Origin of the sequence: Stenotrophomonas geniculata ATCC 19374 = JCM 13324 (assembly GCF_001431625.1) — a bacterium.
GTDB lineage: Bacteria > Pseudomonadota > Gammaproteobacteria > Xanthomonadales > Xanthomonadaceae > Stenotrophomonas > Stenotrophomonas geniculata.
Window position 1 is genome coordinate 1 of record NZ_LLXT01000154.1, and the last position, 22753, is coordinate 22753.

General features: G+C 67.1%; 19 protein-coding genes and 1 tRNA gene. 8 read left to right on the plus strand and 12 right to left on the minus strand.

The window, feature by feature from the left end:
• Nucleotides 1–143: 143 nt before the first annotated feature.
• From tilS to ARC63_RS20765, 3 genes are read left to right on the plus strand one after another with little or no spacing between them, the layout of a single operon-like run.
• The gene (gene tilS / locus ARC63_RS20755) at nt 144–1430 is read left to right on the plus strand and encodes a tRNA lysidine(34) synthetase TilS (RefSeq protein WP_228354686.1); all 1287 of its coding nucleotides are present in this window, start codon (nt 144–146) and stop codon (nt 1428–1430) included.
• Between the two features lie 36 nt (nt 1431–1466).
• A complete protein-coding gene (locus tag ARC63_RS20760) occupies nt 1467–1727 on the plus strand; it encodes an exodeoxyribonuclease VII small subunit (protein ID WP_057504290.1) in 261 nt (86 codons plus the stop codon).
• Entirely contained in the window at nt 1717–2595 is an 879-nt protein-coding gene (locus tag ARC63_RS20765; protein WP_019338621.1) for a polyprenyl synthetase family protein, read from the plus strand. Before ARC63_RS20760 ends, ARC63_RS20765 begins: the two co-directional genes overlap by 11 nt.
• Before the next feature lie 85 nt (nt 2596–2680).
• On the opposite strand, the gene ARC63_RS20770 is transcribed toward ARC63_RS20765, so the two are convergent.
• Nucleotides 2681–3052 (minus strand): DUF4870 domain-containing protein, encoded by a 372-nt coding sequence (locus ARC63_RS20770; protein ID WP_057504291.1) that lies wholly within the window; start codon nt 3050–3052, stop codon nt 2681–2683.
• An 87-nt stretch (nt 3053–3139) separates the two neighbouring features.
• Complete coding sequence (gene pmbA, locus ARC63_RS20775) at nt 3140–4507, minus strand: metalloprotease PmbA (RefSeq protein WP_043402678.1); 1368 nt, start codon at nt 4505–4507, stop codon at nt 3140–3142.
• A gap of 68 nt (nt 4508–4575) precedes the next feature.
• On the opposite strand from pmbA, the gene yjgA reads away from it, so the two are divergent.
• Entirely contained in the window at nt 4576–5163 is a 588-nt protein-coding gene (yjgA, locus tag ARC63_RS20780; protein ID WP_010482967.1) for a ribosome biogenesis factor YjgA, read from the plus strand.
• 41 nt (nt 5164–5204) lie between these two features.
• On the opposite strand, the gene tldD is transcribed toward yjgA, so the two are convergent.
• From tldD to ARC63_RS20800, 4 genes are read right to left on the minus strand one after another with little or no spacing between them, the layout of a single operon-like run.
• Nucleotides 5205–6650 (minus strand): metalloprotease TldD, encoded by a 1446-nt coding sequence (gene tldD, locus ARC63_RS20785; RefSeq protein ID WP_010482965.1) that lies wholly within the window; start codon nt 6648–6650, stop codon nt 5205–5207.
• 60 nt (nt 6651–6710) lie between these two features.
• Complete coding sequence (locus tag ARC63_RS20790) at nt 6711–10553, minus strand: YhdP family protein (RefSeq protein ID WP_057504292.1); 3843 nt, start codon at nt 10551–10553, stop codon at nt 6711–6713.
• 30 nt (nt 10554–10583) lie between these two features.
• Nucleotides 10584–12071, minus strand: a complete 1488-nt coding sequence (gene rng, locus ARC63_RS20795) for a ribonuclease G (RefSeq protein WP_010482960.1) — start codon at nt 12069–12071, stop codon at nt 10584–10586.
• On the minus strand, nt 12064–12672 hold the full coding sequence (locus ARC63_RS20800) for a Maf family nucleotide pyrophosphatase (RefSeq protein WP_057504293.1): 609 nt from the start codon (nt 12670–12672) through the stop codon (nt 12064–12066). The genes rng and ARC63_RS20800 overlap by 8 nt, the downstream gene beginning before the upstream one ends.
• Nucleotides 12673–12803: 131 nt before the next feature.
• Between ARC63_RS20800 and ARC63_RS20805 the strand changes: the two genes are divergently transcribed.
• The 4 genes from ARC63_RS20805 (at nt 12804) to arcD (ending at nt 18998) form a co-directional block, all read left to right on the plus strand.
• Nucleotides 12804–13541, plus strand: a complete 738-nt coding sequence (locus tag ARC63_RS20805) for an SIMPL domain-containing protein (protein ID WP_006382138.1) — start codon at nt 12804–12806, stop codon at nt 13539–13541.
• Nucleotides 13542–13758: 217 nt separating this feature from the next.
• Nucleotides 13759–14409, plus strand: a complete 651-nt coding sequence (locus tag ARC63_RS20810) for an energy transducer TonB (RefSeq protein ID WP_019338627.1) — start codon at nt 13759–13761, stop codon at nt 14407–14409.
• Nucleotides 14410–14600: 191 nt separating this feature from the next.
• Nucleotides 14601–17438: a TonB-dependent receptor gene (locus tag ARC63_RS20815; protein WP_049398685.1), complete on the plus strand. Its 2838-nt coding sequence runs from the start codon at nt 14601–14603 to the stop codon at nt 17436–17438.
• A 138-nt stretch (nt 17439–17576) separates the two neighbouring features.
• Nucleotides 17577–18998, plus strand: a complete 1422-nt coding sequence (gene arcD, locus ARC63_RS20820; RefSeq protein ID WP_057504294.1) for an arginine-ornithine antiporter — start codon at nt 17577–17579, stop codon at nt 18996–18998.
• Nucleotides 18999–19092: 94 nt separating this feature from the next.
• Here the strand turns inward: arcD and ARC63_RS23360 are convergent, their stop codons facing one another.
• From ARC63_RS23360 to holA, 6 genes are all read right to left on the minus strand, one after another.
• Nucleotides 19093–19770: a hypothetical protein gene (locus tag ARC63_RS23360; RefSeq protein WP_139042451.1), complete on the minus strand. Its 678-nt coding sequence runs from the start codon at nt 19768–19770 to the stop codon at nt 19093–19095.
• Nucleotides 19771–19936: 166 nt separating this feature from the next.
• Nucleotides 19937–20013: transfer RNA gene (locus tag ARC63_RS20825), tRNA-Asn, on the minus strand.
• Between the two features lie 22 nt (nt 20014–20035).
• Complete coding sequence (gene rlmH / locus ARC63_RS20830; RefSeq protein ID WP_005418108.1) at nt 20036–20506, minus strand: 23S rRNA (pseudouridine(1915)-N(3))-methyltransferase RlmH; 471 nt, start codon at nt 20504–20506, stop codon at nt 20036–20038.
• Between the two features lie 64 nt (nt 20507–20570).
• Complete coding sequence (gene rsfS / locus ARC63_RS20835) at nt 20571–20981, minus strand: ribosome silencing factor (RefSeq protein ID WP_005418109.1); 411 nt, start codon at nt 20979–20981, stop codon at nt 20571–20573.
• A gap of 58 nt (nt 20982–21039) precedes the next feature.
• The gene (gene nadD, locus ARC63_RS20840) at nt 21040–21705 is read right to left on the minus strand and encodes a nicotinate-nucleotide adenylyltransferase (RefSeq protein ID WP_043402704.1); all 666 of its coding nucleotides are present in this window, start codon (nt 21703–21705) and stop codon (nt 21040–21042) included.
• Nucleotides 21706–21708: 3 nt separating this feature from the next.
• Complete coding sequence (holA, locus tag ARC63_RS20845; RefSeq protein WP_057504295.1) at nt 21709–22746, minus strand: DNA polymerase III subunit delta; 1038 nt, start codon at nt 22744–22746, stop codon at nt 21709–21711.
• Nucleotides 22747–22753: the final 7 nt, after the last annotated feature.

Consider the following 22753-nt stretch of genomic DNA (forward strand, 5'->3'; position numbering starts at 1 on the left):
ACGGCGTCTCCCGCAACCGGGCCCACCCCGCCGTCCTTCAGGAACCCAGCTTCTGCTGTTGCTGTTGCTGTTGCTGTTGCTGTTGCTCTGGATCGTAGCGGGTGCAGGGCGCAGCCCTGCCGAGCAACCCTATACTTGCCGCCGTGACTGCCTTCCCTGCCCTCGTTCCGCTGGATGCGCCGCTGCTGGTGGGCTACAGCGGTGGTGTCGACTCCACCGTGCTGCTGCACTGGCTGTGGCGCTGCGCCCAGGCTTCCGGCACGGCGCTGCGTGCGGTGCACGTACACCACGGCCTGCAACCAGCAGCTGACGACTGGGTACGGCATTGCCAGCAGCAGTGCGCGGCACTGGGCGTCGAGCTGGCCGTGCGCCACGTACAGATCGACAAAACCACAGGCCTGGGCCTCGAAGGCGCAGCGCGCGAAGCACGACGTGCAGCGTTCACTGCTGAACTGCGCGAAGGCGAAACACTGGCGCTGGCACAGCACCAGGACGATCAGGCCGAGACCTTCCTGCTCCGCGCGCTGCGCGGCTCCGGTGTCGATGGCCTTGCCGCGATGGCCGATGACAGCCAGCTCGGTACGCACCGCCTGTGGCGTCCCTTGCTGCACGCACCGCGCACCGCACTGCTCGACTATGCCCGGCAACACGCGCTGCGTTGGATCGAGGATCCCAGCAACGCCGAAGACCACGCCGATCGCAACTTCCTGCGCCTGCAGGTACTGCCACTGTTGCGCCAGCGCTGGCCGCACGCCGCCGCCGCGTTGGCCGGCAGCGTCCTGCATTGCCGGCAGACCCGCGAACTGCTGGATGAAGAAGACGCCGAGCTGATCACACACCTGGAAGTCGCTCCACGCGTGCTGTCGCTGCAGTTGCTGCGTCAGGTGTCATCGGGACGCGCCGCGCGCGTGCTGCGCGCCTGGGTGATCGGCCATGGTGCCGCCCCACTGCCGGCCACGGTGCTGCAGCAAGGCCTGGACGAACTGCTGCCGGCCGGCAATGATCGCCAGGCGCGGGTGCGCTGGCACGATCATGCCATCCAGCAATGGCGCGAGCATGCCTATCTGCTACCCGCGCAGCTGCCATCGCTGCCCCGCGCGTGGCAGGCCGAATGGGATGGGCATGCTCCCCTGCCGCTGCCCGATGGCGGCCAGCTGCGGCTGCAGGGCGGCGCCGCCTTCGAGCGCCCGCTGCAGGTCCGTGCACGCTTGGGCGGAGAGCGCATCCTGCTGCCCGGTCGCCAGCATTCGCACGCATTGAAGGACTGCCTGCAACGCGAACATCTCGCCCCCTGGCGACGCGCGCAGCTGCCGCTGATCTTTGATGGCCCGCAGTTGCTGGCCGCCGCCGACGTGGTCATCTCCGCGCCACTGCAGGCCTGGTTGCAGGCCCACCAGGCGCAGCTGCAGTGGCGTCCCGGCGGCTGGTGAATTGACCCCCGCGCGCGGCCCGTCCACACTTGCCACATGGCCAAGAAGTCCCCCGAAAACGCCTCCCCGGTCGCCCAGTTCGAGCAGTCGCTCGAATCGCTGGAACAGCTGATGGAGCAGATGGAAACCGGCGAGCTGAGCCTGGAAGCCTCGCTCAGTGCTTACGAACGTGGCGTCGGTCTGTATCGCCAGTGCCAGCAGGCGCTGGAGCAGGCCGAACTGCGCGTGCGCCTGCTCAGCGATCCGGCGCAGCCGGAAGCATCCGAGCCCTTCGATCCGCCCAACCATGACGGCTGAGGTTCTGTTCGCGCGCTGGCGCGACCGTATCGAAAGCCAGCTCGACGCTGCCCTGCCCTCGCCTGCCGAAGCACCGCAGCGCCTGCACCAGGCCATGCGCTATTCGGTGCTGGGCGGTGGCAAGCGCATGCGCCCGCTGCTGGTCTACGCCAGTGGCCACCTGTTCGGTGCACAGCTGGAAAGCCTGGATGCGGCGGCTATGTCCGTCGAACTCATCCACGCCTACTCGCTGGTGCATGACGACCTGCCGGCGATGGATGACGACGCGCTGCGCCGTGGCAAGCCGACCACCCACATCGCCTTCGACGAAGCTACCGCGATCCTCGCCGGCGACGCGCTGCAGACCCGTGCCTTCGGCCTGCTGGCCGATGCACCGCTGCCGGCCACGCTGCGCGTGGCCTGCCTGCAGACCCTGGCCCACGCCTCCGGCGCGTCCGGCATGTGCGGCGGCCAGGCCCTGGATATCGATGCCACCGGCCAGCAGCAGACGCTGGCGGCATTGACCCGCATGCATGCGCTGAAGACCGGCGCCCTGATCCGCGCGGCAGTGCGCATGGGCGCGCTGTGCGGCCAGGCCCACGAACCGCAGCTGGCCCAGCTGGACAGCTTCGCCGATGCACTCGGCCTGGCCTTCCAGGTACGCGACGACATCCTCGATGTCGAGGCCAGTTCCGAGCAGCTGGGCAAGACCGCCGGCAAGGACCAGGCGCAGGACAAGAGCACCTTCCCCGCCCTGCTTGGCATGGACGGCGCAAAGGCCCAGCTGCACGAACTCGCTGCACGCATGCAGTCGATCCTGGCCGGGTATGGCGAGGAAGCCGATGCGCTGCGTGCGCTGGCGACGCTGGCGGTCGAACGCGATCATTGATCGCTCGCCGGGCACCGCCCGTCGCTCCCCACACATGAAAACGCCCGGCAATGCCGGGCGTTTTCAGTTCCGCATGCAGCCGGTATTACTTGATCAGGCGCAGCGCGAACGGGTAGCGATAGGCTTCGCCGTTGTTGGCCTTGACCGCTGCGATGATGCTGAACACCAGGCTGATGATGCCGACGATCGGGGCCAGGAAGACGCCGATGATCACGATGGTCAGGATCATGCTGATGACCATGGCGATGGTCAAGGTGATCTGGAAGTTCAGGGCTTCCTTGGCCTGGTCGGTCACGAAAGCCTTGCCAGCATCGTCCTTGTTGATCAGCCAGATGATCAGTGCGCCGATGAAGCCGGTGAAGATGCCCAGCAGGTGGGCAGCCAGGGCCATGGTGCGCTGGTCGGCCGGCACGTCGGTGGTGGCCGGCGGCGGCGGGACGTTATCGAATTCGCTCACGACAAAACTCCTTTTCATTGGGTGGTCTTGACCCACCAGCACCAAGCTGGTTGCGTCAGGCGGGCATAGCTTACGCCATCGACGCCATCAATCATTACCGGCGATGGTCATCCGCCCCAGCAGGATCGAACCGGTCCGGATGTGCGAGCGCGGGTCCACGTCGCTGCCGACCGCTTCGATGCTGCTGAACATCTCGCGCAGGTTGCCGGCGATGGTGATGCCATCCACCGGGTACTGGATCTCGCCATTCTCGACGCGGAAGCCGCCGGCACCGCGCGAGTAGTCGCCGGTCACCCCGTTCACGCCCTGCCCCATCAGCTCGGTCACCAGCAGGCCATCGCCCATCTGGCGGGCGATCTCATGCAGGGAGCCCGCGTTGGCGGCCAGTTGCAGGTTGTGCACGCCACCGGCATTGGCGGTGGTCTGCAGGCCCAGCTTGCGCGCCGAGTAGCTGCCCAGCACATAGCGCTGCAGCACGCCGTCACGGACCAGGGCCGAAGCACGGGTGGCCACGCCGTCACCGTCGAAGGCGGCCGAGCGCAGGCCACGGCGCAGGTGGGGCAGTTCCTCGATCTGCATCCAGTCCGGGAACAGCTGCTGGCCAACACTGTCCAGCAGGAAGCTGGCCTGGCGGTACAGGGCACCGCCGGACACCGCCGACAGCAGGTGACCGACCAGGCTGCGCGCGACTTCCGGGGCGAACAGCACCGGCATGCTGCCGGTGGCCATCGAGCGAGGCTGCAGGCGGGCGACGGTACGCTCGGCGGCACGACGACCGACCAGGCCCACCTCCTCCAGGTCCTCGCGGGCCAGCGCGCTGGTGTACCAGCCATCGCGCTGCATGCCATCGCCCTGGCCGGCGATCAGCGCACAGCCCACCGAATGATGGGTGCCACGCTCACGGCCGAAAAAGCCATGCGAATTGGCGTACACCGACAGGCTCTGCATGCTCGACACCGAGGCGCCGTCGGAGTTACGGATCTGCGCATCGGCCTCACGACCTGCGTTCTCGCAGGCCAGGGCCAGGTCCACCGCCTCGTCGGCCTGCAGTGCCCAGGGATGCCAGCTGTCCAGGTCGGGGAAGTCGGTCGCCATCAGCGCCGCCTCGGCCAGGCCGGCGGCCGGGTCGTCCTCGGTATGGCGGGCGATCGCGCAGGCCTGCTCGACCGTGGCGGTGAGGCTGGCCTCGTTCAGGTCGCCGGTGCTGGCGCTGCCCTTGCGTTGGCCGAAATAGACGGTGACGGCGATACCGCGGTCGCGGGTGGACTGCACGGTCTCAACCTCGCCAAGGCGGACATTGACCTCCAGGCCACGGTCCTCGCTGCAGCTGACCTCGGCCTGGCTGGCGCCCAGCGCCCGGGCACGGTCGAGCAGCTGCTGGGAAAGGTCGGCCAGCCGTTCCAGCCGGGCCGGGCTGTCGTCGCCGACAGCGACTTCAGGGGCGATCACGTTCAATGCTTTATCCTGTACGGGTTGGGCCCGGCATCACGCCGGGCGACTTTTTTTGAGATCAGGTAGGAACGATGCGCGGACGCGACGAAGAAACCGGTGAATTCCACGACAAGAGCCGCAGCCAGAACCGGCGCGATGCGCTCGACGTCCTGGCCCTGGGCGAGAAGCTGGTGTCGTTGACCCCGGCCCAGCTGGCGCGCCTGCCGATTCCGGAAGACCTGCTGCCGCATATCGCCGAGTGCAAGCGCATCACCGCCCACATCGCCCACAAGCGCCAGCTGGCGTTCCTGGCCAAGCACATGCGCCGCGAAGAAGACGCCACGCTGGATGCGATCCGCGATGCGCTGGACGCCAACAGCGAAACCGGCCGCCGCGAAGTGGCGATGATGCACCGCGCGGAAGACTGGCGCGAGCGCCTGCTGGCCGAGGGTGACAAGGCACTGGCGGCACTGCTGGACGACTACCCGCAGGCCGACCGCCAGCAGCTGCGCACGCTGGTGCGCAATGCCCAGGCCGAGAAGGCGAAGAACAAGCCGCCGCGCGCCTACCGCGAAATTTTCCAGGTGCTGCGCGCCCTGATGCTGCCGGCCGCGTTGGGCCTGAAGGCCAGCGCCGAAGACGCCGACCCCATTGAAACCGACGAAGCCGACGAGGACTGAGTCCTCGCCGGCAGGGGCGGTGGCACTGGCCATCGCCCGGCTCAGGCCTGGGTACCGCCGACGGTGATGCCCTCGATCAGCAACGAGGGCTGGCCGACACCCACCGGCACGCTCTGCCCGTCCTTGCCGCAGATGCCCACGCCCTCGTCCAGGGCCAGGTCGTTGCCGACCATGCGCACCTTCTGCATGGTTTCCGGACCGTTGCCGATCAGGGTCGCGCCCTTCACCGGCGTGGTGATGCGGCCGTCCTCGATCAGGTAGGCCTCGGTGGCCGAGAACACGTACTTGCCACTGGTGATGTCGACCTGGCCGCCGCCGAAGTTGACCGCGTACAGGCCCTTCTTCACCGAACGGATCATCTCCTGCGGGTCATGCTGGCCGGCGCGCATGTAGGTGTTGGTCATGCGCGGCATGGTCATGTGCGCGAACGATTCGCGGCGACCATTGCCGGTCGGCGCCACGCCCATCAGGCGCGCGTTGAGGCTGTCCTGCATGTAGCCGACCAGGATGCCGTCCTCGATCAGCGTGGTGCACTGGCTGGGATGACCCTCGTCGTCGATGTTCAACGAACCACGGCGTCCATCCAGCGTGCCGTCATCGACGATCGTCACGCCCGGGGCGGCAACGCGCTCGCCGATGCGCCCCGCGTAGACGCTGGTGCCCTTGCGGTTGAAGTCGCCCTCCAGGCCATGGCCGACCGCTTCATGCAGCAGCACACCGGGCCAGCCCGGGCCCAGCACCACCGGCATCACGCCGGCCGGTGCCGGTACCGCTTCAAGATTCACCAGCGCCTGGCGCAGCGCCTCACGGGCGAAGGCTTCCGGGCGGCCGTCGGCGAACAGCTCCTCATAGCCATAGCGACCACCGCCACCGGCATAGCCGGACTCGCGACGGCCGTTGTGCTCGACGATCACCTGCACGTTCAGGCGCACCAGCGGGCGCACGTCGGCGCCCAGCACGCCGTCGCTGCGGGCGATCAGCACCGTATCGACGCCGCCGGACAGGCTGACCATCACCTGCTTCACGCGCGGGTCGGCAGCACGCAGGTAGCCGTCCAGGCGCTTGAGCACCTCGACCTTGGCCTCGTTGCCGACGCCATCAATCGGGTCCAGCGCCGGGTACAGCGCGCGCGCGTTGCCGCGCAGCAGCGAGCGCCCGGTCTGGGCACCACCTTCACGCGAGATCGCGCGCGCCGACTGCGCCGCCACCCGCAGCGCATCGGCATGGATGTCGTCGGAGTAGGCGAAACCGGTCTTCTCGCCGGAAATCGCCCGCACGCCCACGCCCTGCTCGATGGAATGCGCGCCGTCCTTGACGATGCCGTCTTCCACGCTCCAGCTCTCGCGGCGGGCGTGCTGGAAGTAAAGGTCACCAAAGTCCACACCGGGGCCGAGCAGCTGCCCGAAGGTGTGCTCCAGGCCAGCGGTATCCAGGCCACCAGGGCGCAGCAGGCGGTCTTGGGCAAGCGTCAGGGCGATATCAGTCATGGTTCTCGATCTGGGGATGCGGGGGCGCTCAGGCAAGCCCCGTGAACAGGAAAGCCGCGCTCAACGCGCGCGCGGCAGGCCGGTGACGGTCGGCGGAATGGCCGGTGCCGGTGCCGGAGCCTTCTCGCGGCTGCGCTCGATCACTTCCACCTTCGGTTCCTTCCATGGACCGGTCACCTTGTAGGTACGGGCGCCAATCTCGCCCAGTGGTTTGGACAATACCGCATTGGTAGCCGCGCCCAGCGCCGCCCCCACCGGGCCACCGGCCACCGCCCCCACCACGGTCAGCAGATTGCCTGCGCGCGGGTTGACGTCGATGGTCTGGTCGAACTGCTGGTTGCGCAGGTCGGCCTGGCCGCGGATGGTGATGTTGGCTGCCGGGCCTTCGATCAGCACCTTGTCTGTGCGCGCCATGCCCTGGCCGAACTGCATGCTGCCGTCGATCTGGTTGAACGCGAAGCCCTTGGAGAAGAAGTCGCGGAAGTCGAACATCAGGCGCCGCGGCAGCTGGGTCACGCTGAGCAGGCCCAGCACGCGGCCGGCGCCCGGCTCCAGCTCCAGCAGCTGGCCGTTGCGTGCGTGCAGGTCCAGGCGGCCCTGCAGGTTGCCCAGCTGGAAGTCCGACGGCCCCCCACTCCACGTGGCCTGCAGCTGCGCCTGGCCGGAGCCGCCACGCAGCTGGCCGCCGTAGTCGAGGTTCTGCATCAGTCCGCCCAGATCCTCGCTGCGCACCTGAGCGGTCAGCTCGGTGCGGGCACCACCGCTGCGGCCCAGCCAGCGACCACTGATGTCGATCTCCTGGTCGGGCGCACGGAAGCGCAGCTCATCCACGTTCAGGCCATTGGCCAGCGGCCGCGTACGCAGCACCGCCTGGCCCAGCACCACTTTGCCGAACTTCAGGTCGGCGATGTCCAGCGCGAACGGCGGCAGCTTGGCCGGGTCCATGTCGTTGGCGCCTGCCTGTACCCGTGCCGGTGCGGCCGGTACATCTGGAGCCGCCGGCAATGACTGCCAGTGCACGCGGTCGAGCTGGCCACTGATGGTGCCGCCGTCTGCATTGGGGACGGTCAGGCGCCCGGCCAGCGACGGGCCGTCCAGGCGTACATCCAGTGCCTGCGCTCCCGGGCGCAGCTGCAACCGGGTCTGCTCGAACACACCACCGACCAGCATCAGCTTGCCGACCTGCACATCCACCGCACGCAGCGGCATGCCGTCATCGTCGTTGCCACTACGGGCCAGGCCGATCCACTCCAGCGCATCCAGGGTCGGGCTGCGGCCATTCACGGACAGTCCGCTCGGTGGCGGCTCGCGATCGGCATGGTCGCTGCCCAGCGTCACCTGCACACCCGTCTGGTTGTTGTGGCTGCGCGCAGCCAGCGCCAGGCGCTGGCCGAACGACACGTCGATGCGGCCGGCCCCCATCGGCAGCTGTGCAGCCACGGTGGTCGCCAACGGCTCGGCAGCCGGTTTGTCCAGCGGCGCCGGCAGGTCCAGCCGGGTCCCGACCAGATCGGAGCTCAACCGCAGCTCGCTGGGCGGCGCAGGCGCCCCCGGAGCGACCTTGGGCAGATTGACCGCGATGGTCCACGGCGAGGTGCCGGCGATGTAGGGCTTCAGCCACGCCATTTCCGGCGCGCGGTCGATCAGCACGCCAGCATCGAGGTTGGCCGACAACTGCGATTCAAAGGCCAGCTTGCTGTCGTGCACGTAGCCACCGGCACGCAGGCTCAGACGACCGTCCTGGCCGAGGTGGCGCACCGCCAGTTCCTCGGCGCCGAAACCGCCGTTGCTGTAGCGCGCCTGCCCGTGCATGTTGTCAAAGGTGAGCTGGAAGCGCTTGTCGACCAGCTTCACGCCGGCCAGATCGACCGTTCCCTGCAGGTGGCCGCCACCTTCATCGTGGTGCAGCGGCTGCAGCAGATCGAAGGTCACATGCGCCGGGCCCGCAGCGGTGAGGTTGTCCAGGGTGTCGCCATAATCCTTGTGCAGCGGGCTCTGCCGCAGCATGGCCAGCAGCCTGCCGGCCTCGCTCTGCGCATCGGCACGCACGTACAGCGGCTGCTGCCCGAAATCCTGGATGCCCGCCTCGAATTTCTGCACCGCCACGCCGGCCAGATCGCCGCGGCCGTGCATGTCGAAGCCGGGGCCGATGAAGGCGATATCGGCATCGACCTGGCGCATCAACGGCCAGTCGTGCTGGAAGCGGATGTCACCATTGGTGATATGGCCGGTCGCCTCGAAGCGGCCATCGTTGTTGTCGAACGGCCAGTCGTCCAGGTCGCCACTGACCAGGCCGATGCCGTTGCGCACCTGCCCACCGGCCAGCGCCATGTCCAGCCAGTCGGTGGCGCCCTTGCTCATCTTGGAGTGGATCCAGAAGCGCTTGGCCGCGGTCATCGGCACGTCGTCCAGCTTGGCCGCCAGCTGCAGCCACGGCCGCGTACCGTCGCCCTGGAACCAGACACCACCGCGCACGTCCGCCGCGTAATCGGTGCCTTCCACGCGCATCGCTGCCGTGCCGATGCGCCAGCCACCGCCTTCATCGCGCCAGCCCACCACCTGGCCCGCCAGGTGCAGATCGTGGCGCACGCCGAAACCGGTCGGCCAATCGAACTGCAGCTGGCGTTGCGGCTGCAGCTGCAGGCTGAAGCCATCCGCGTCGCCTTCGAAGCGCCCGCCCAGGCCGCGCAGGCCGGGCGAATTGCCCACGCTGGCGAAGCCCAGCGACTGCAGTTCGCCCTGCGCCCACAGCGGGCCATCACGTTCGCCCGCCAGCTGCAGCTCGCGCACGTCCAGCTGCGGCCTGGACAGGAACAGCCAGCGACGCAGGCCGGGTTCAAGACGATCGCTCAGGGCCAGCGCACGCAGCGCGATGCCGGCCTGCACTTCGCCAGAACTGACCCGCAGCTGCTTGCCGAGCTGCAGCTGCAGGCCATCGAGCTGCTGCTCGCCTTCTTCGGTTTTCAGGCGCAGGCGCGGCACCTGCAATGCCCAGCCATCGGCCTGGCGCTGCCAGCGCAGGCGTGCCTGCAACCGCTGCAGCTGCAGCTGCGGAGCCGCCATCGCGGGCATCGGTGCGCCATCGATGCGGACATCACGCAGGTCCGAATCGGTGGTCACCGCCACCGGCGCGAAATCGCGCAGGGTCAGCCACAGGTTGAGTTCGCCCTTGCCTTCGCGCAGGCGCACACCGCCGGCCGCCAGCAGCGGCGACCAGGCATGAAAATCGACCGGATCGGCGCCCAGCCAGGCCTGACCGTTGCCGCGCACGCGGTCCACGTCCAGCACCGCCGTCAACGGCAGCGCTTCGGTCTGGGCCCAGGCGCGCACGCCTAGACGCAGGCGGTCGCCATTGACCCGCAGGCGCACGTCGATGCGTGGCAGCGTGGTATCGATCCCCAGCCCCGGCGCATGCACGCCCAGGCGGCCCCCGATCACCTGCAGTTCGCCCAGACGGCGCAGCGCATCCAGCGGGTCCCCGCCATTGGCGGCCTGCGGCAGGCCACGCACCGACCAGCGGCCGTCCTCGCCCTGCTGCAGGTCCAGTGCCAAGCCACGCAGGCGCAGTTCGGTCAACGAGCGGCCGGGCAGCAGCCCGCTGTACATCGATACCAGCACCTCGGCCTCGCCGATCGCCAGGCCTTGGCCGGCGCCAATGCGCAGGCCCTTGAGCTGCAGCAGCGGACCACGCCGGGTCCAGGCCGTCTGCAGCTGGTCGAAACGCACCGGCTGGCCGGCGCGTTCACTCAACCAGGCGGCAATCCTGTCGGGATGGCGCTCGGCCAGCGGCAGCAGCTGGCTGAGGGTGCCCACCAGCAGTGCCAGCCCGACCAGGCCCACCGCGCAGGCGGCAATGAAATGACGGCGGATCCTTCGCAGTCGCAGGCGCGGCGGCGCGCTCATCGGCCACCGCCGGCCTGCGGCCGGCGAGGATCAGAGCAGAACAACATCGAATTGCTCCTGCAGGTACTGCTCGTCCGCCTGGAAGCGGATGCTCTTGCCGAGGAATTCCTCCAGCTCGGCCACCGCCGCGGATTCCTCGTCGGTGATGCGCGCGACCACCTTGGTCGAGGCGATCACCAGCAGGCGCGCGGCATCGAACTGGCGCACGGCACGGGTGATCTCGCGGAAGATCTCGTAGGTCACCGTTTCGGTGGTCTTGATGCTGCCGCGGCCGCTGCACTGCGGGCAGGTTTCCGACAGCTGGCGCTCCAGGCTTTCCACCGTGCGCTTGCGGGTCATCTCCACCAGGCCCAGCGGCGAGAAGTCGTACACCGTGGTCTTGGCATGGTCACGGGCCAGCGCCTTTTCCAGCGTACGCAATACCTGGCGGCGGTGCTCGGCATCATCCATGTCGATGAAGTCGATGATGATGATGCCGCCCAGGTTGCGCAGGCGCAGCTGCCGTGCCACCGCCTGTGCCGCTTCCAGGTTGGTGCGGAACACCGTCTCTTCCAGGTTGCGCTGGCCGAGGAACGAACCGGTGTTGACGTCGATGGTGGTCATCGCCTCGGTCTGGTCGATCACCAGGTAACCACCGGATTTCAGCGGCACCTGCTTGTCCAGCGCGCGGCCGATCTCGTCCTCCACCCCGAACATGTCGAAGATCGGGCGATCGCCGCTGTACAGCTCGATCTTCTCCGCCAGCACCGGCATGTACTTGGCAACAAAGGCCTGCAACTGCGCGAAGGTCTCCTTGGAGTCCACCTTCACCTTGTCCACATCCTTGCGGATCAGGTCGCGTACCGATCGCAGCGGCAGGCTCAGGTCTTCATAGATGTTGCTGCACGAGGCCGCTTCGCGGCCACGACGCTCGACCACGTTCCATACGCGCGACAGGTAGGCGATGTCCTCGGCGATGGCTTCGGCCGGCTGGCCCTCGGCATTGGTACGCACGATGTAGCCGTAGCCCCCGTGCTGCGCCGACAGTTCGGTGACCAGCGCCTTCAGGCGCGCACGCTCGGTTTCATCCTCGATGCGCGCCGACACGCCCACCACCTTGGACTGCGGCAGCAGCACCATGTAGCGCGAGGGAATGCTGATCTGGGTGGTCAGGCGGGCGCCCTTGGTGCCGATCGGATCCTTCACCACCTGCACCACGATGTCCTGGCCGTCGCGCAGGAGCTCGACGATCGGCACGCTGGACGGCGGCGGCAGCGTGGTGTTCTCGGTGTCGGCACTGGCTACCGGCGCCGGCCGCACCACGTCGTTGGCGTGCAGGAACGCGGCACGCTCCAGCCCGACTTCGACGAAGGCCGCCTGCATGCCGGGCATCACCCGCTGTACCTTGCCCTTGTAGATGTTGCCGACCACACCCCGGCGCCAGCCGCGCTCGATGTGCAGTTCCTGCAGCATGCCATTTTCGATCACCGCGACCCGGGTCTCGCGCGGGGTCACATTGACCAGGATTTCCTCAGACATCGGCAGCCTCCCTGGCGGCATCGGCAGTGGGGGCCGGCACGCCACAGCGCGCCAGCAAACGATCGGTGTGCAGCAACGGCAGCCCCATCACCCCGGAGTAACTCCCGGACAGGTGCTCGATCCAGCGCTCGGCCCCGCCCTGGATGGCGTAGGCGCCCGCCTTGTCCAGCGGTTCGCCGGTGGCCACGTAGGCGGCGATGTCGGCGGCATCGATCGGGGCGAAGGTCACTTCGGAAATGACCAGCTCGCTGTCCAGCCCGTCCGCGCCGACCACCACCACGGCGGTCATTACCTGATGGGTACGCCCGGCAAGACGTGCCAGCATCGCGCGCGCGTCGGCAGCATCGACAGGCTTGCCGAACACCTCGCCGTCCAGCACCACCTCGGTATCCGAGCCAAGCACCCGCGCCTGCGGGTCATCGGCCAGCACCCGGGCCAGGCCGGCGCGCGCCTTGTCGGCGGCGACCCGGCAGACATACTGTTCGGCGCTTTCAGCGGGCGCGCGCTGCTCGACGACCTCCAGGTCCAAGGCCTGGAAGGGGCGTCCGAGTCGGGCCAGCAGCTGGTTGCGTCGGGGGGAGCGGGAAGCAAGGTAGAGCATCGGCACAGCATAACCTGAGGCTGCCACCTGAATCGTCGGCAACCCGTCCCGGAACGTACCCAACCCCGAACGGGCTCACAGCGCGTTCATCGCTACGACACCACCCTCAACGGCACAACAAGGAGTTCTCCATGCGCCTGACCGCCACCCCGCTGCTGCTCGCCCTGTCCCTCGCCCTTGGAACCTCGATGACCGCCCATGCTGCCCCGTCGTCGCCGTCGATCGCCGCTCCGGCCGAAGGCACCCTGCTGAACATCTCGGCCAACGCCGAGGCCACCCGCGTGCCGGACGTGGCCACCCTGTCGGCCGGCGTGGTCACCCAGGCCGCCGATGGCAACAGCGCCATGCGCCAGAACGCCCAGCAGATGGACAAGGTACTGGCCGCGATCAAGGCCGCCGGCATCGCCGAGCGCGACGTGCAGACCAGTGGCGTCAGCCTCAACCCGCAGTACCGCTATGCCGACAACGAAGCGCCGAAGATCACCGGCTACCAGGCCAGCAACACGGTCAGCCTGAAGGTGCGCGACATCGCCAAGCTGGGCAAGGTGCTGGACGCACTGGCTGCGCAGGGCGCCAACCAGATCAATGGCCCCAGCTTCGAGATCGACCAGCCGGAACCGGTCTATGACGAAGCCCGCCTGGCTGCACTGAAGAAGGCCCAGGCCCGCGCCCAGACCTATGCAAAGTCGCTGGGCCTGCAGGTGCGCCGCATCGTCAGCATTTCCGAGAACGCCGGCGGCGGCTACCGCCCGATGCCGATGATGCGGGCCATGTCGGCCGGCGCGGCGATGGACAAGGCCACCCCGGTCGCACCGGGTGAATCGACCGTCTCGGTCAACCTGGACGTGGTGTTCGAACTGGGTCGCTGATCCCGTTCGTCATTGCCGGCAAAGGCGGATCCCGCAGGGGATCCGCCTTTTTTCATGTCCGCAGCCGGCACTGGCTGAAGGCCAGCCCAACGATCGCCCCCCTGCCTCTAGGCAGTGGCCGCCATGTCGCGCTACTGATGGACTGCCAGCCGCGTGCGGCAACCCCGCCACGGGCCCTGGTGCGTTGAGGACTTCGTCACTGGCATGGAGGTGGACCATGGTTCGTACGTATCCCGTTGCATCCCCGCAGTTCGACCCCGCCCGCGTTGCCGCCTGGAGCGCGGCCATCGCCCTGCATCTGCTGGCCTTCCTGCTGCTGCTGATCCCGGCGACCTACCAGGCTGTGCAGGTCCCGCGTGACAAGACTGCGGTCAGGCTGATCGAGAAGATCCCGCCACCGCCCACGCCGCCGGTTCCGATCCCGCCGAAAGAGATCGTCCAGGTGGTGCCCAAACCGCGGACGCAGCCGGTGGTACCGCCGCTGCCCGCACCCACCGCGACCGTAGAGGAAACCCAGGGCATCGCACTGCCGGCCGCCGAACCGGCCCCGCCCCAGCTCGCACCGAGCATCGATACCGCCACACCACTGGCCGGCGCCCAGCTGCAATACCGCAGCGCCCCGCCGCCGGCCTACCCGCTGGCGGCACTGCGCAACCGCGAGCAGGGTACGGTGCTGTTGCGGGTAGAGGTGGACACCCACGGGCAGCCGGCGGTGGTCAGCATCGAGCGCAGCAGTGGCTCGCGCAGCCTGGACCAGGCCGCACGCCAGCAGGTGCTCAGGCACTGGCGCTTCGAGCCGGCCCAGCGTGATGGCGTGGCCGTGCCGGCCATCGGCATGGTGCCGGTGCAGTTCTCGCTGCCGGACTGAAGTGATCGCCGGCCCGGCCATCTGCCGGGCCGGCCCTTCCGTCCGGGCGGGCACGGACGGAACAGGATCAACTGTTATTGATTAAGCAAAAATTCACGACTTCGTCACCCGCCGGAAACCTAGATTGGTCCGTCCCGGAATCTACCGGAGACAGCCCTCAACGCTACGGTTTTCCAGTTAGGAGAGAAGCTGTGAAACACCTGATCCAACGGCCCGCCAGCCGCCGCCGCACCACCCTGGCATCGTCCATCACCCATATCCTTACCGGCGGCACCCTGCTGCTGGTTGGCGCCGTGGCTTCCACCTCCGCTTTCGCGCAGGAGAAGGCCACCAACCTGGACCGCATCACGGTCACCGGTTCGAACATCCCGCGCACCAACACTGAAACACCGTCCCCGGTGCAGGTGGTGACCCGCCAGGAAATCGACCGCACCGGCAAGACCACGGTTGCCGAGTACCTGCAGACCATCACCGCCAATGGCGCCGGCTCTATTCCCAAATCGTTCGGCAACGGCTTCGCCGGCGGTGGCGCCGGCATTTCGCTGCGTGGCCTGGGCGCGGGTTCAACCCTTGTCCTGTTGAATGGTCGCCGCATGGCCACCTACGGCCTGGCCGATGACGGCCAGAAGGTCTTCACCGACCTGAGCACCATCCCGCTCGACGCCGTTGAACGCGTGGAAGTGCTGAAGGACGGCGCCTCGGCGATCTATGGCTCCGACGCCATCGCTGGCGTGGTCAACATCATCCTGCGCAGCGACTTCCAGGGCGCGATCCTTCGCGGCTCCTACGGCCTGTCCGGCGACAGCGATGGCGATACCAAGAAAGCGACCCTGACCGCCGGTACCGGCGACATGGCCACCGACGGATGGAACGCCTTCTTCAGCCTGGATGTCGGCAAGAGCGACGCAATCAAGATCAGCGACCGCAAGAACCGCAAGTGGATCGGTACCGGCGACACCCGCCAGTGGGGCTATGGCAACAATGCCCAGTTCCTGGGTGGCGCCTTCCTCAGCGGCAAGACCCGCGGCGGCGTTGGTCCCAATGGCTCGGTGTACGACGACCGCAATGTCACCGACAAGAATCCGGCCACCCTCGTGCCACTGCCTGGCTGCCAGGGCCTGACCACCATCGGTGGCCAGACCGACGCCTCGGTCGCCGCGCAGGGCTGCCTGTGGGATCCGGCACAGCTGTATCGCGACATCTCGCCGGAAGAGAAGTACGTCAATGTGTTCGGCCGCGCCAGCTTCGCGTTTGGTGAAGGTGGCGAGATCTACACCGAGATCGGCTACTCGAAGAAGGAAACCACCTTCAGCAACACGCCGTCCGCCGCGTCCGGCGGCTGGGGTTATCCCGGCGGCCCGGTCAACGGCAACAGCGGTCCGGGCGCCGTGGTGCTTGGCCCCAATCATCCTGACCGGCCTGCCGGCCTCGGTACCGGCCCGTTGCGCCTGCGCTACAGCGCTTGGGACGTCGGCCCCCGCGTGACCGACAACACCAACGAGTTCAATCGTTTCCTGGTCGGCGTCAAGGGCAACTGGGGTGACTGGAGCTACGACACCGCCTACCTGCACTCGGGCACCGACCTGGTCAACGAGCGCACCGGCTTCCTGCGCTACAGCGCCGTGAAGTGTGCACTGGGTGACGCGAACTGTGCCGGTGGCGTATGGCGCATCGGCGACAACGCCAACCTGAACTCCCAGGCGCTGTACGACTACATCTCGCCGAAGATCAGCGCACGTGCCAAGTCCAGCCTGGACATGTTCGACTTCACCGTGTCGCGCAGCCTGATGGACCTGAAGGGTGGCCCGCTGGGCCTGGCGATCGGTACCGAGTGGCGCAAGACCAGCAACAGCCTGACCCCGCAGACCTACACCGACACGGGTGACATCATCGGCCTGGGCTACTCGGCCTATGACGGCACGCAGAACGTGTACGCCGGTTACGTCGAACTGTCGGCACCGGTGCTGGAGCAGTTGGAACTGTCCGCTGCACTGCGCTACGACAAGTATGAGAGCGGTGAAGGCAAGGCCACGCCGAAGCTGGGTGTGAAGTGGACGCCGGCCGACTGGATCGCCCTGCGCGCCAGCTACGCCGAAGGCTTCCGCGCGCCGAACCCGGCCGAGAACGGCGATGGTGGCCTGGCCGCCTTCTCCACTGCCTCGGATCCGATCCGTTGCCCGGACGGTGAAAACCCGGCCCCGGGTGCTTCGCCGGACGACTGCGGCTCGCAGTCGGTTGCGATCATCACCCGCCCGAACAAGGACCTGAAGCCGGAAGAGTCGAAGAGCTACTCGGTGGGTATCGTGCTGCAGCCCACCCGCTCCACCTCGTTGACCGTCGATGCCTGGGAAATCAAGCGCACCAACGAGATCGCCCAGGGCGATACCGATGATGCGATCCGGGCTGGCAATGTCCTGCGCGACAACAACCTGCTCAACGGCGTCGCCGGTACCGGCAGCATCCTGGCCGTCAACACCGCCTACATCAACGCCAGTTCCTCGCGCGTTCGCGGTATCGACACCGACATCCGCCAGACCTTCGACATCGGCCCGGGCCAGCTGGAGATGGATCTGCAGTGGAGCCACCTGCTGAAGTTCGAGCGCACCAGCGGTACCAGCACCGATGACTTCCTGGGCACGCACGGCAACTGCGACGTGACCAACTGCATCGGCACGCCGAAGGACCGCATCAACTTCGGTACCACCTGGAAGCAGGGCCCGTGGAGTGTCAGCGGCGTGGCCAACTACATCTCCAGCATGGAAAACACTGACAAGCGCGGCGGCAAGTACCAGTTCTTCTATGCCGATGGATCGCCGGTGAAGAAGATCTCTTCGTTCACCACCTTCGACCTTTCCGGCCGTTGGGCAATCACCGAAGCGTTCGAGCTGAATGCTTCGGTCGAGAACGTCTTCGACCGAATTGCTCCGCTGGATCCGCTGACCTATGGCGGCGTGAACTACAACCCGATGCACTTCAGTGGTGCCATCGGTCGCTACTTCACCGTCGGTGCCAAGTACACCTTCAAGTAATACAGGCAACACGCTTCAACGCATCACCTTCGAAGGCCCGGGCAGCTGCCCGGGCCTTCGTCGTTCTGCCCCTTGCAGGCATGTTCACGGGCACAGGGCTACCGTGTGCACGCGGCATCACCGCCGCAGGGGATCTCCATGGCCGCGACATCGCAGCGCTTGGGCCTGCCCGCGTTGACTGCACTGGTGGTCGGCTCGATGGTCGGCGCCGGTATCTTTTCATTGCCACAGAACGTAGCGCGCAGCGCCGGTCCGGCCGCCGTGCTGATTGGCTGGGCGGTGAGCGGCGCGGGCATGCTGATGCTGGCGTTCGTGTTCCAGGCGCTGGCCAACCGCCGACCGGATCTCGATACCGGCATCTACGCATACGCGCGCGAGGGCTTCGGCAATTACATCGGCTTCTCCGCTGCGTGGGGTTACTGGGTTGCCTCGGTGCTCGGCAACGCCAGCTTCTTCGTGCTGATCTTCAGCGGCCTTGGCCACTTCATGCCCGTGTTCGGCGAAGGCAATACCCCGGCCGCCGTGGCCGCATCGTCATTGCTGTTGTGGACGGTGCATGTGTTGGTGCTGCGCGGCCTGCGTACTGCAGCCATCGTCAACGGCCTGGTGACCGTGGCCAAGCTGCTGCCGATCGCGCTGTTCCTGATCCTGGCCACCGGCGCGTTCCGCATGGACGTGTTCCGCGCCGATTTCCTCGGCACGCCTGCACTCGGCGACCTTGGCCAGCAGCTGCGCGGCATGATGCTGGTGACCGTGTGGGTGTTCATCGGCATCGAAGGCGCCAGCATCTATTCGCGGCGGGCGGCACGCCGCGCCGACGTGGGTCGCGCCACGGTGATCGGCTTCCTTGGCGTGTGGCTGCTGCTGGTGCTGGTCAGCCTGTTGTCGATGGGCGTGCTGTCGCAGGCGGAACTGGCCGGACTGCCCAATCCGTCGATGGCCTATGTGCTGCGCGCCATTGTCGGCGAATGGGGCGCGACGGTGATCATCATCGGTTCGATCATCTCCGTTCTCGGTGCATTGTTGGCCTGGGTGCTGCTGTGCGCCGAAGTGCTCTATGCCGCCGCAGGTGACGGCACCATGCCCGCCTTCCTGGGCCGTGAAAACGCGCGCGGCGTGCCGGCCAATGCACTGTGGTGGAGCAACGGCCTGATCCAGGTGTTCCTGCTGCTGGTGCTGGTCAGTTCCGGCAGCTACACCGGGCTGGTGCTGCTGGCCGCATCGATGAGCCTGGTGCCCTACTTCCTGTCCACGGCATTCGGCGTGCAGCTGGCCTGGCGCGGGCAGGCCTACGCCGATGAGCCCAGTGCGCGCTGGCGTGATTTCGCGGTTGCGCTGCTGGCCAGTGCGTACGCGCTTTGGCTGGTGTATGCCGGCGGCCTCGACAACCTGCTGTTGTCGGTGTTGCTGTACGTGCCCGGCGTGGTGCTGTTCGCACTGGCCCGGCGCCAGCGCGGCGAGCTGGTATTCACGCGTTGGGAATGGGTGCTGTTCGGCGCCATTCTGGTGGTAGCCATCGCTACGCTGGTCGCGTTCTCCAGTGGCGAGCTGGCACTGTAGAGCCGAGCCGTGCTCGACTCATCACCTTGGCATCTGGCCAGGTAGAGCTGAAGGCTAGGCATGCCCACACATCAGTGCTTTTTCATCTTGGTCGCTAGAGCCAGCCGTGTTTTACGTAATCCAGATTGATTTCCCAATGTTCAAGGTTTGATTTCAATCGGCGAGGCAAGTAGGGCACGTAGTAGTCCCCCCTCACTGGAGACTCACACTCACAAGCAACAATGCTTGCCACCGCAACTCGGCTGTAACGGCAGCGCTCCTTGAAGAAGTGGGCAAGGAAACCGTGGGTGGCACGCATTGCGAGTACCGCGTCCTCATGCCACCAGTCTCGAGGATTCTTCGCGATACCCAGAATCGGTGTTAGGGGACGCTCAGCTGTTTGCTCGCCATCAGGATCTCCGATCCACCGCACTCGTCTTGATTTTGGATGCACGTAGTCATCTCTTAGCTTCTTCAATTCGCCAATAGACTGCACGTGCCTATCGCCACGAGAGATGGACTTGTTCCGAAATTTCGTTCTCAGGTAGAAATCGAACTTGGCGACAACCGACAGACGATCAACCTCCTTGTATACGGAGTTCTCCAGACGGAGGTCGTCTATACAGCAATTGGCGACCACCTCTGGGAGTACCAAAGTATTCAAAAGAGCTGCGCGTGCAAGCGAATTTGCAAGCTCCGTACCCGGGTTCAGCTCTGAGGCTTCAATCAAAAGCAGACTGTCTTCGACAAGCATCCAAAAGCTTCTTTCAAAGTCTTCGCGAACGGTACTCATTCAGCGCCTCTTTGCGACCGGACCTCATCTTCCCATCATTCAAGGCGCCCTTTGAACATTCAACGGTCTGGGAGCGTGGTCCGCTGGCCCCGCAGACGCCATTACGCACTGACGATGCGCAACGCAAAAAAAAGACCTGCATCTTGCGATGCAGGTCTCTTCAAAGTGGCGCCCGAAGTTGGACTCGAACCAACGACCCCCTGATTAACAGTCAAGTGCTCTAACCGGCTGAGCTATTCGGGCAGACGACTAGTATAACCACTCTTCACGCGCGATGGTAGGGGTGATTGGCAATCATTGCGGCAGCCCGATACAACTGCTCGGCCACCACCAGGCGTACCAGCATGTGTGGCAGCGTCAGCGGTCCGATCGACCACTTCTCGTCGGCCAGCGCGGAGACTTCCGGCGAATGCCCTTCCGGGCCACCGATCAGGAACGCCAGGTCCCTGCCCTGCCCGCGCCAGTGTTCCAGGCGCTGTGCCAGCTGTTCGGAACTGAGCTGGCGACCCGGCACATCCAGCGCCACTACATAGGCATTCTTCGGCAGCGCAGCGATCACCCGCTTGCCTTCATCTTCAGTGGCGCGGCGCGGATCACGGCCTTTGCCGCGCAGGCCGGGCTCGATTTCCACCAGCTCGAACGGCAGCCAGTGCGACAGCCGCTTCTGGTACTCGGCGAAGCCCTGCGCCACCCAGCTGGGGGCGCGTTCACCGGTGGCGATCAGGCGGGCTTTCATCAATGGTCCTCCAAAACGTCGACGGCGCCATCGGCGCCGTCGAAGGGATGCATCAACGCGTGGCTCAAGCCACTTCGTCGTCGCTGGACGGCGGCTGGTCACCGACTGTCCACAGGCGCTCGAGGGCGTAGAACTCACGCACGCGCGGCAGCATCACATGGACGATCACGTCGCCCAGATCGACCAGCACCCACTCGGCTTCGCGCTCGCCTTCCACGCCCAGCGGCATCACGTCGATGTTCTTGGCGAAGCGCACCACTTCATCGGCAATCGACTTGACGTGGCGGGTCGAGGTGCCCGAAACAACAATCATGTAGTCGGCAACGCTGGACCGGCCGCGCACGTCGATCTCGACCAGGTCCTTGGCCTTCAGGTCTTCGGTGGCTTGGCGGACGCTGGCCAGCAGTTCCGGCACGGACGGCGGCGGGCTGGGCAGATCGACCTTGATGGTCTGGGGCTGGGTCTGGTTGCTCAAAGTGGATCGACTCGATAAACGTGGGGGCGATTATACGGGGATGGCGCCGCTGCGCCATTCACGGCCTGGCCGGGCGGTACAGCCCGTGTGCAGCCACATAGTCCGCCACGCCGGGTGGCAGCAGGGCGCGCCAGGGGCCACCGCCGGCGATCTGCGAACGCACGGCGCTGGCCGATTCCTCGCGCAGCGGATGATGTAGGCGCAGGATGCGCCCGGCCGGGCTGGCGAACAGGGCCTGCTCGGTGTCGGCCCAGCGCCCTTCCAGCGCCTGGCCCAGCTCGCCATCCACCGCAGCCTGCAACGGGCTGCCCGGGCGCTCTGCCACCACGAAATGAGCCAGCCCGAACAACGCCTCCCACTCGTGCCAGCGGGACAGGCCAAGCAGGCTGTCGGCGCCGACCAGCCAAGCCAGCGGCCGGCTCGGACCCAGCTCGCCACGCAGCTCGCGCAGGGTGTCCACGGTATAGGACGGCCGACCGGGGAAACGCGCTGCACGGTCCAGCTCGCGGCGGTCCAGCAGCAGACCCGGTTCGTCACCGATGGCCAGCGACAGCATGGTGCAGCGCTGCTCGGCCGTGGCGCCGGGCACGGCCCGGTGCGGCGGATCGGCGGCCGGCAGCATGCGCACGGCAACCTGCAGTTCGTCGCGGGCAGCCCGCGCGATCGCCAGGTGCCCGAGGTGCACCGGATCAAAGGTGCCCCCGTAATAGATCCGCAGGCTCATTGCTCAGGCCCGCGCCAGCAGGCGCACGGCACGCGGTTCGGCCACGGCCACCAGCAGGCGCTCCAGCGCCAGCCAGGCATCACCGTCGGCGCGCCCCTTGGCGATGCGGTCGACCAGCCCGGCTTCGGCCACGAAGCGCTCCCAGCGCTTGCTTTCCGGATGCCGCTGCAGCGCGCGCTTGTACGGCGCCTGCCGCGATTCCCAGATGCCGCGCGATTTCATTTCGGCGGCCAGGTTGCCGCCACGGCCCTGCACCCGGGCCAGGCCAGCACCGGCCAGCAGTTCGCGGATCACCATCGGCATCAGTGCAGCCACCGCCTCACCCTCGCCGCGCAGGCCGGCCAGCATGCGCAGCACCGCCGGCGGTTGCCCGGAGAACGTCGCCTCCACCAGCCGGAACACGTCATAGCGCGCGGCGTCGGCCACCAGCGATTCCATCCGTTCCACGTCCAGCGGCTGGCCGTCGGCCAACAGCGCCAGCTTGTCGATTTCCTGGGCGGCAGCCAGCAGATTGCCTTCCACCCGCTCGGCCAGGCGCTGCACGGCGGCCGGGTCCGCGCGCAGGCCCTTGCCACGCAGGCGGCGCTCGATCCAGTCCGGCAATTCGTGCGGCTTGATCGCCCAGGCCACCGACAGCACGCCGATGCGGTTGACCGCCTCGGCCCACTTGCCCTGGTGGGCCTTGCTCCATTCGTTGGCGGTAATCATCAGCACCACGTCCGGCGCCGGATTGGCGCAGAACTGGCTGATCACCTCGGCCCCGTCCTTGCCCGGCTTGCCGCTGGGCAGGCGCACCTCGACCAGGCGGCGGGCGCTGAACAGGCTGGGCGCGTTGAAGCTGGCGTCGAGCTGGTTCCAGTCGAAATCACGGCCATCGGCGTCGAACACTTCCCGCTCGCCGATGCCGGCGGCGCGCGCGCGCGCGCGGATGGCGTCGGCCGCCTCAAGCACGCGCAGGGTTTCCGGGCCGGCAATCAGGTAGGCCGGCGCCAGCGCGGTATCAGCGCCCTGGCTGGCCAGCTGCTCCGGACGCAGTTCCATCGTCGCG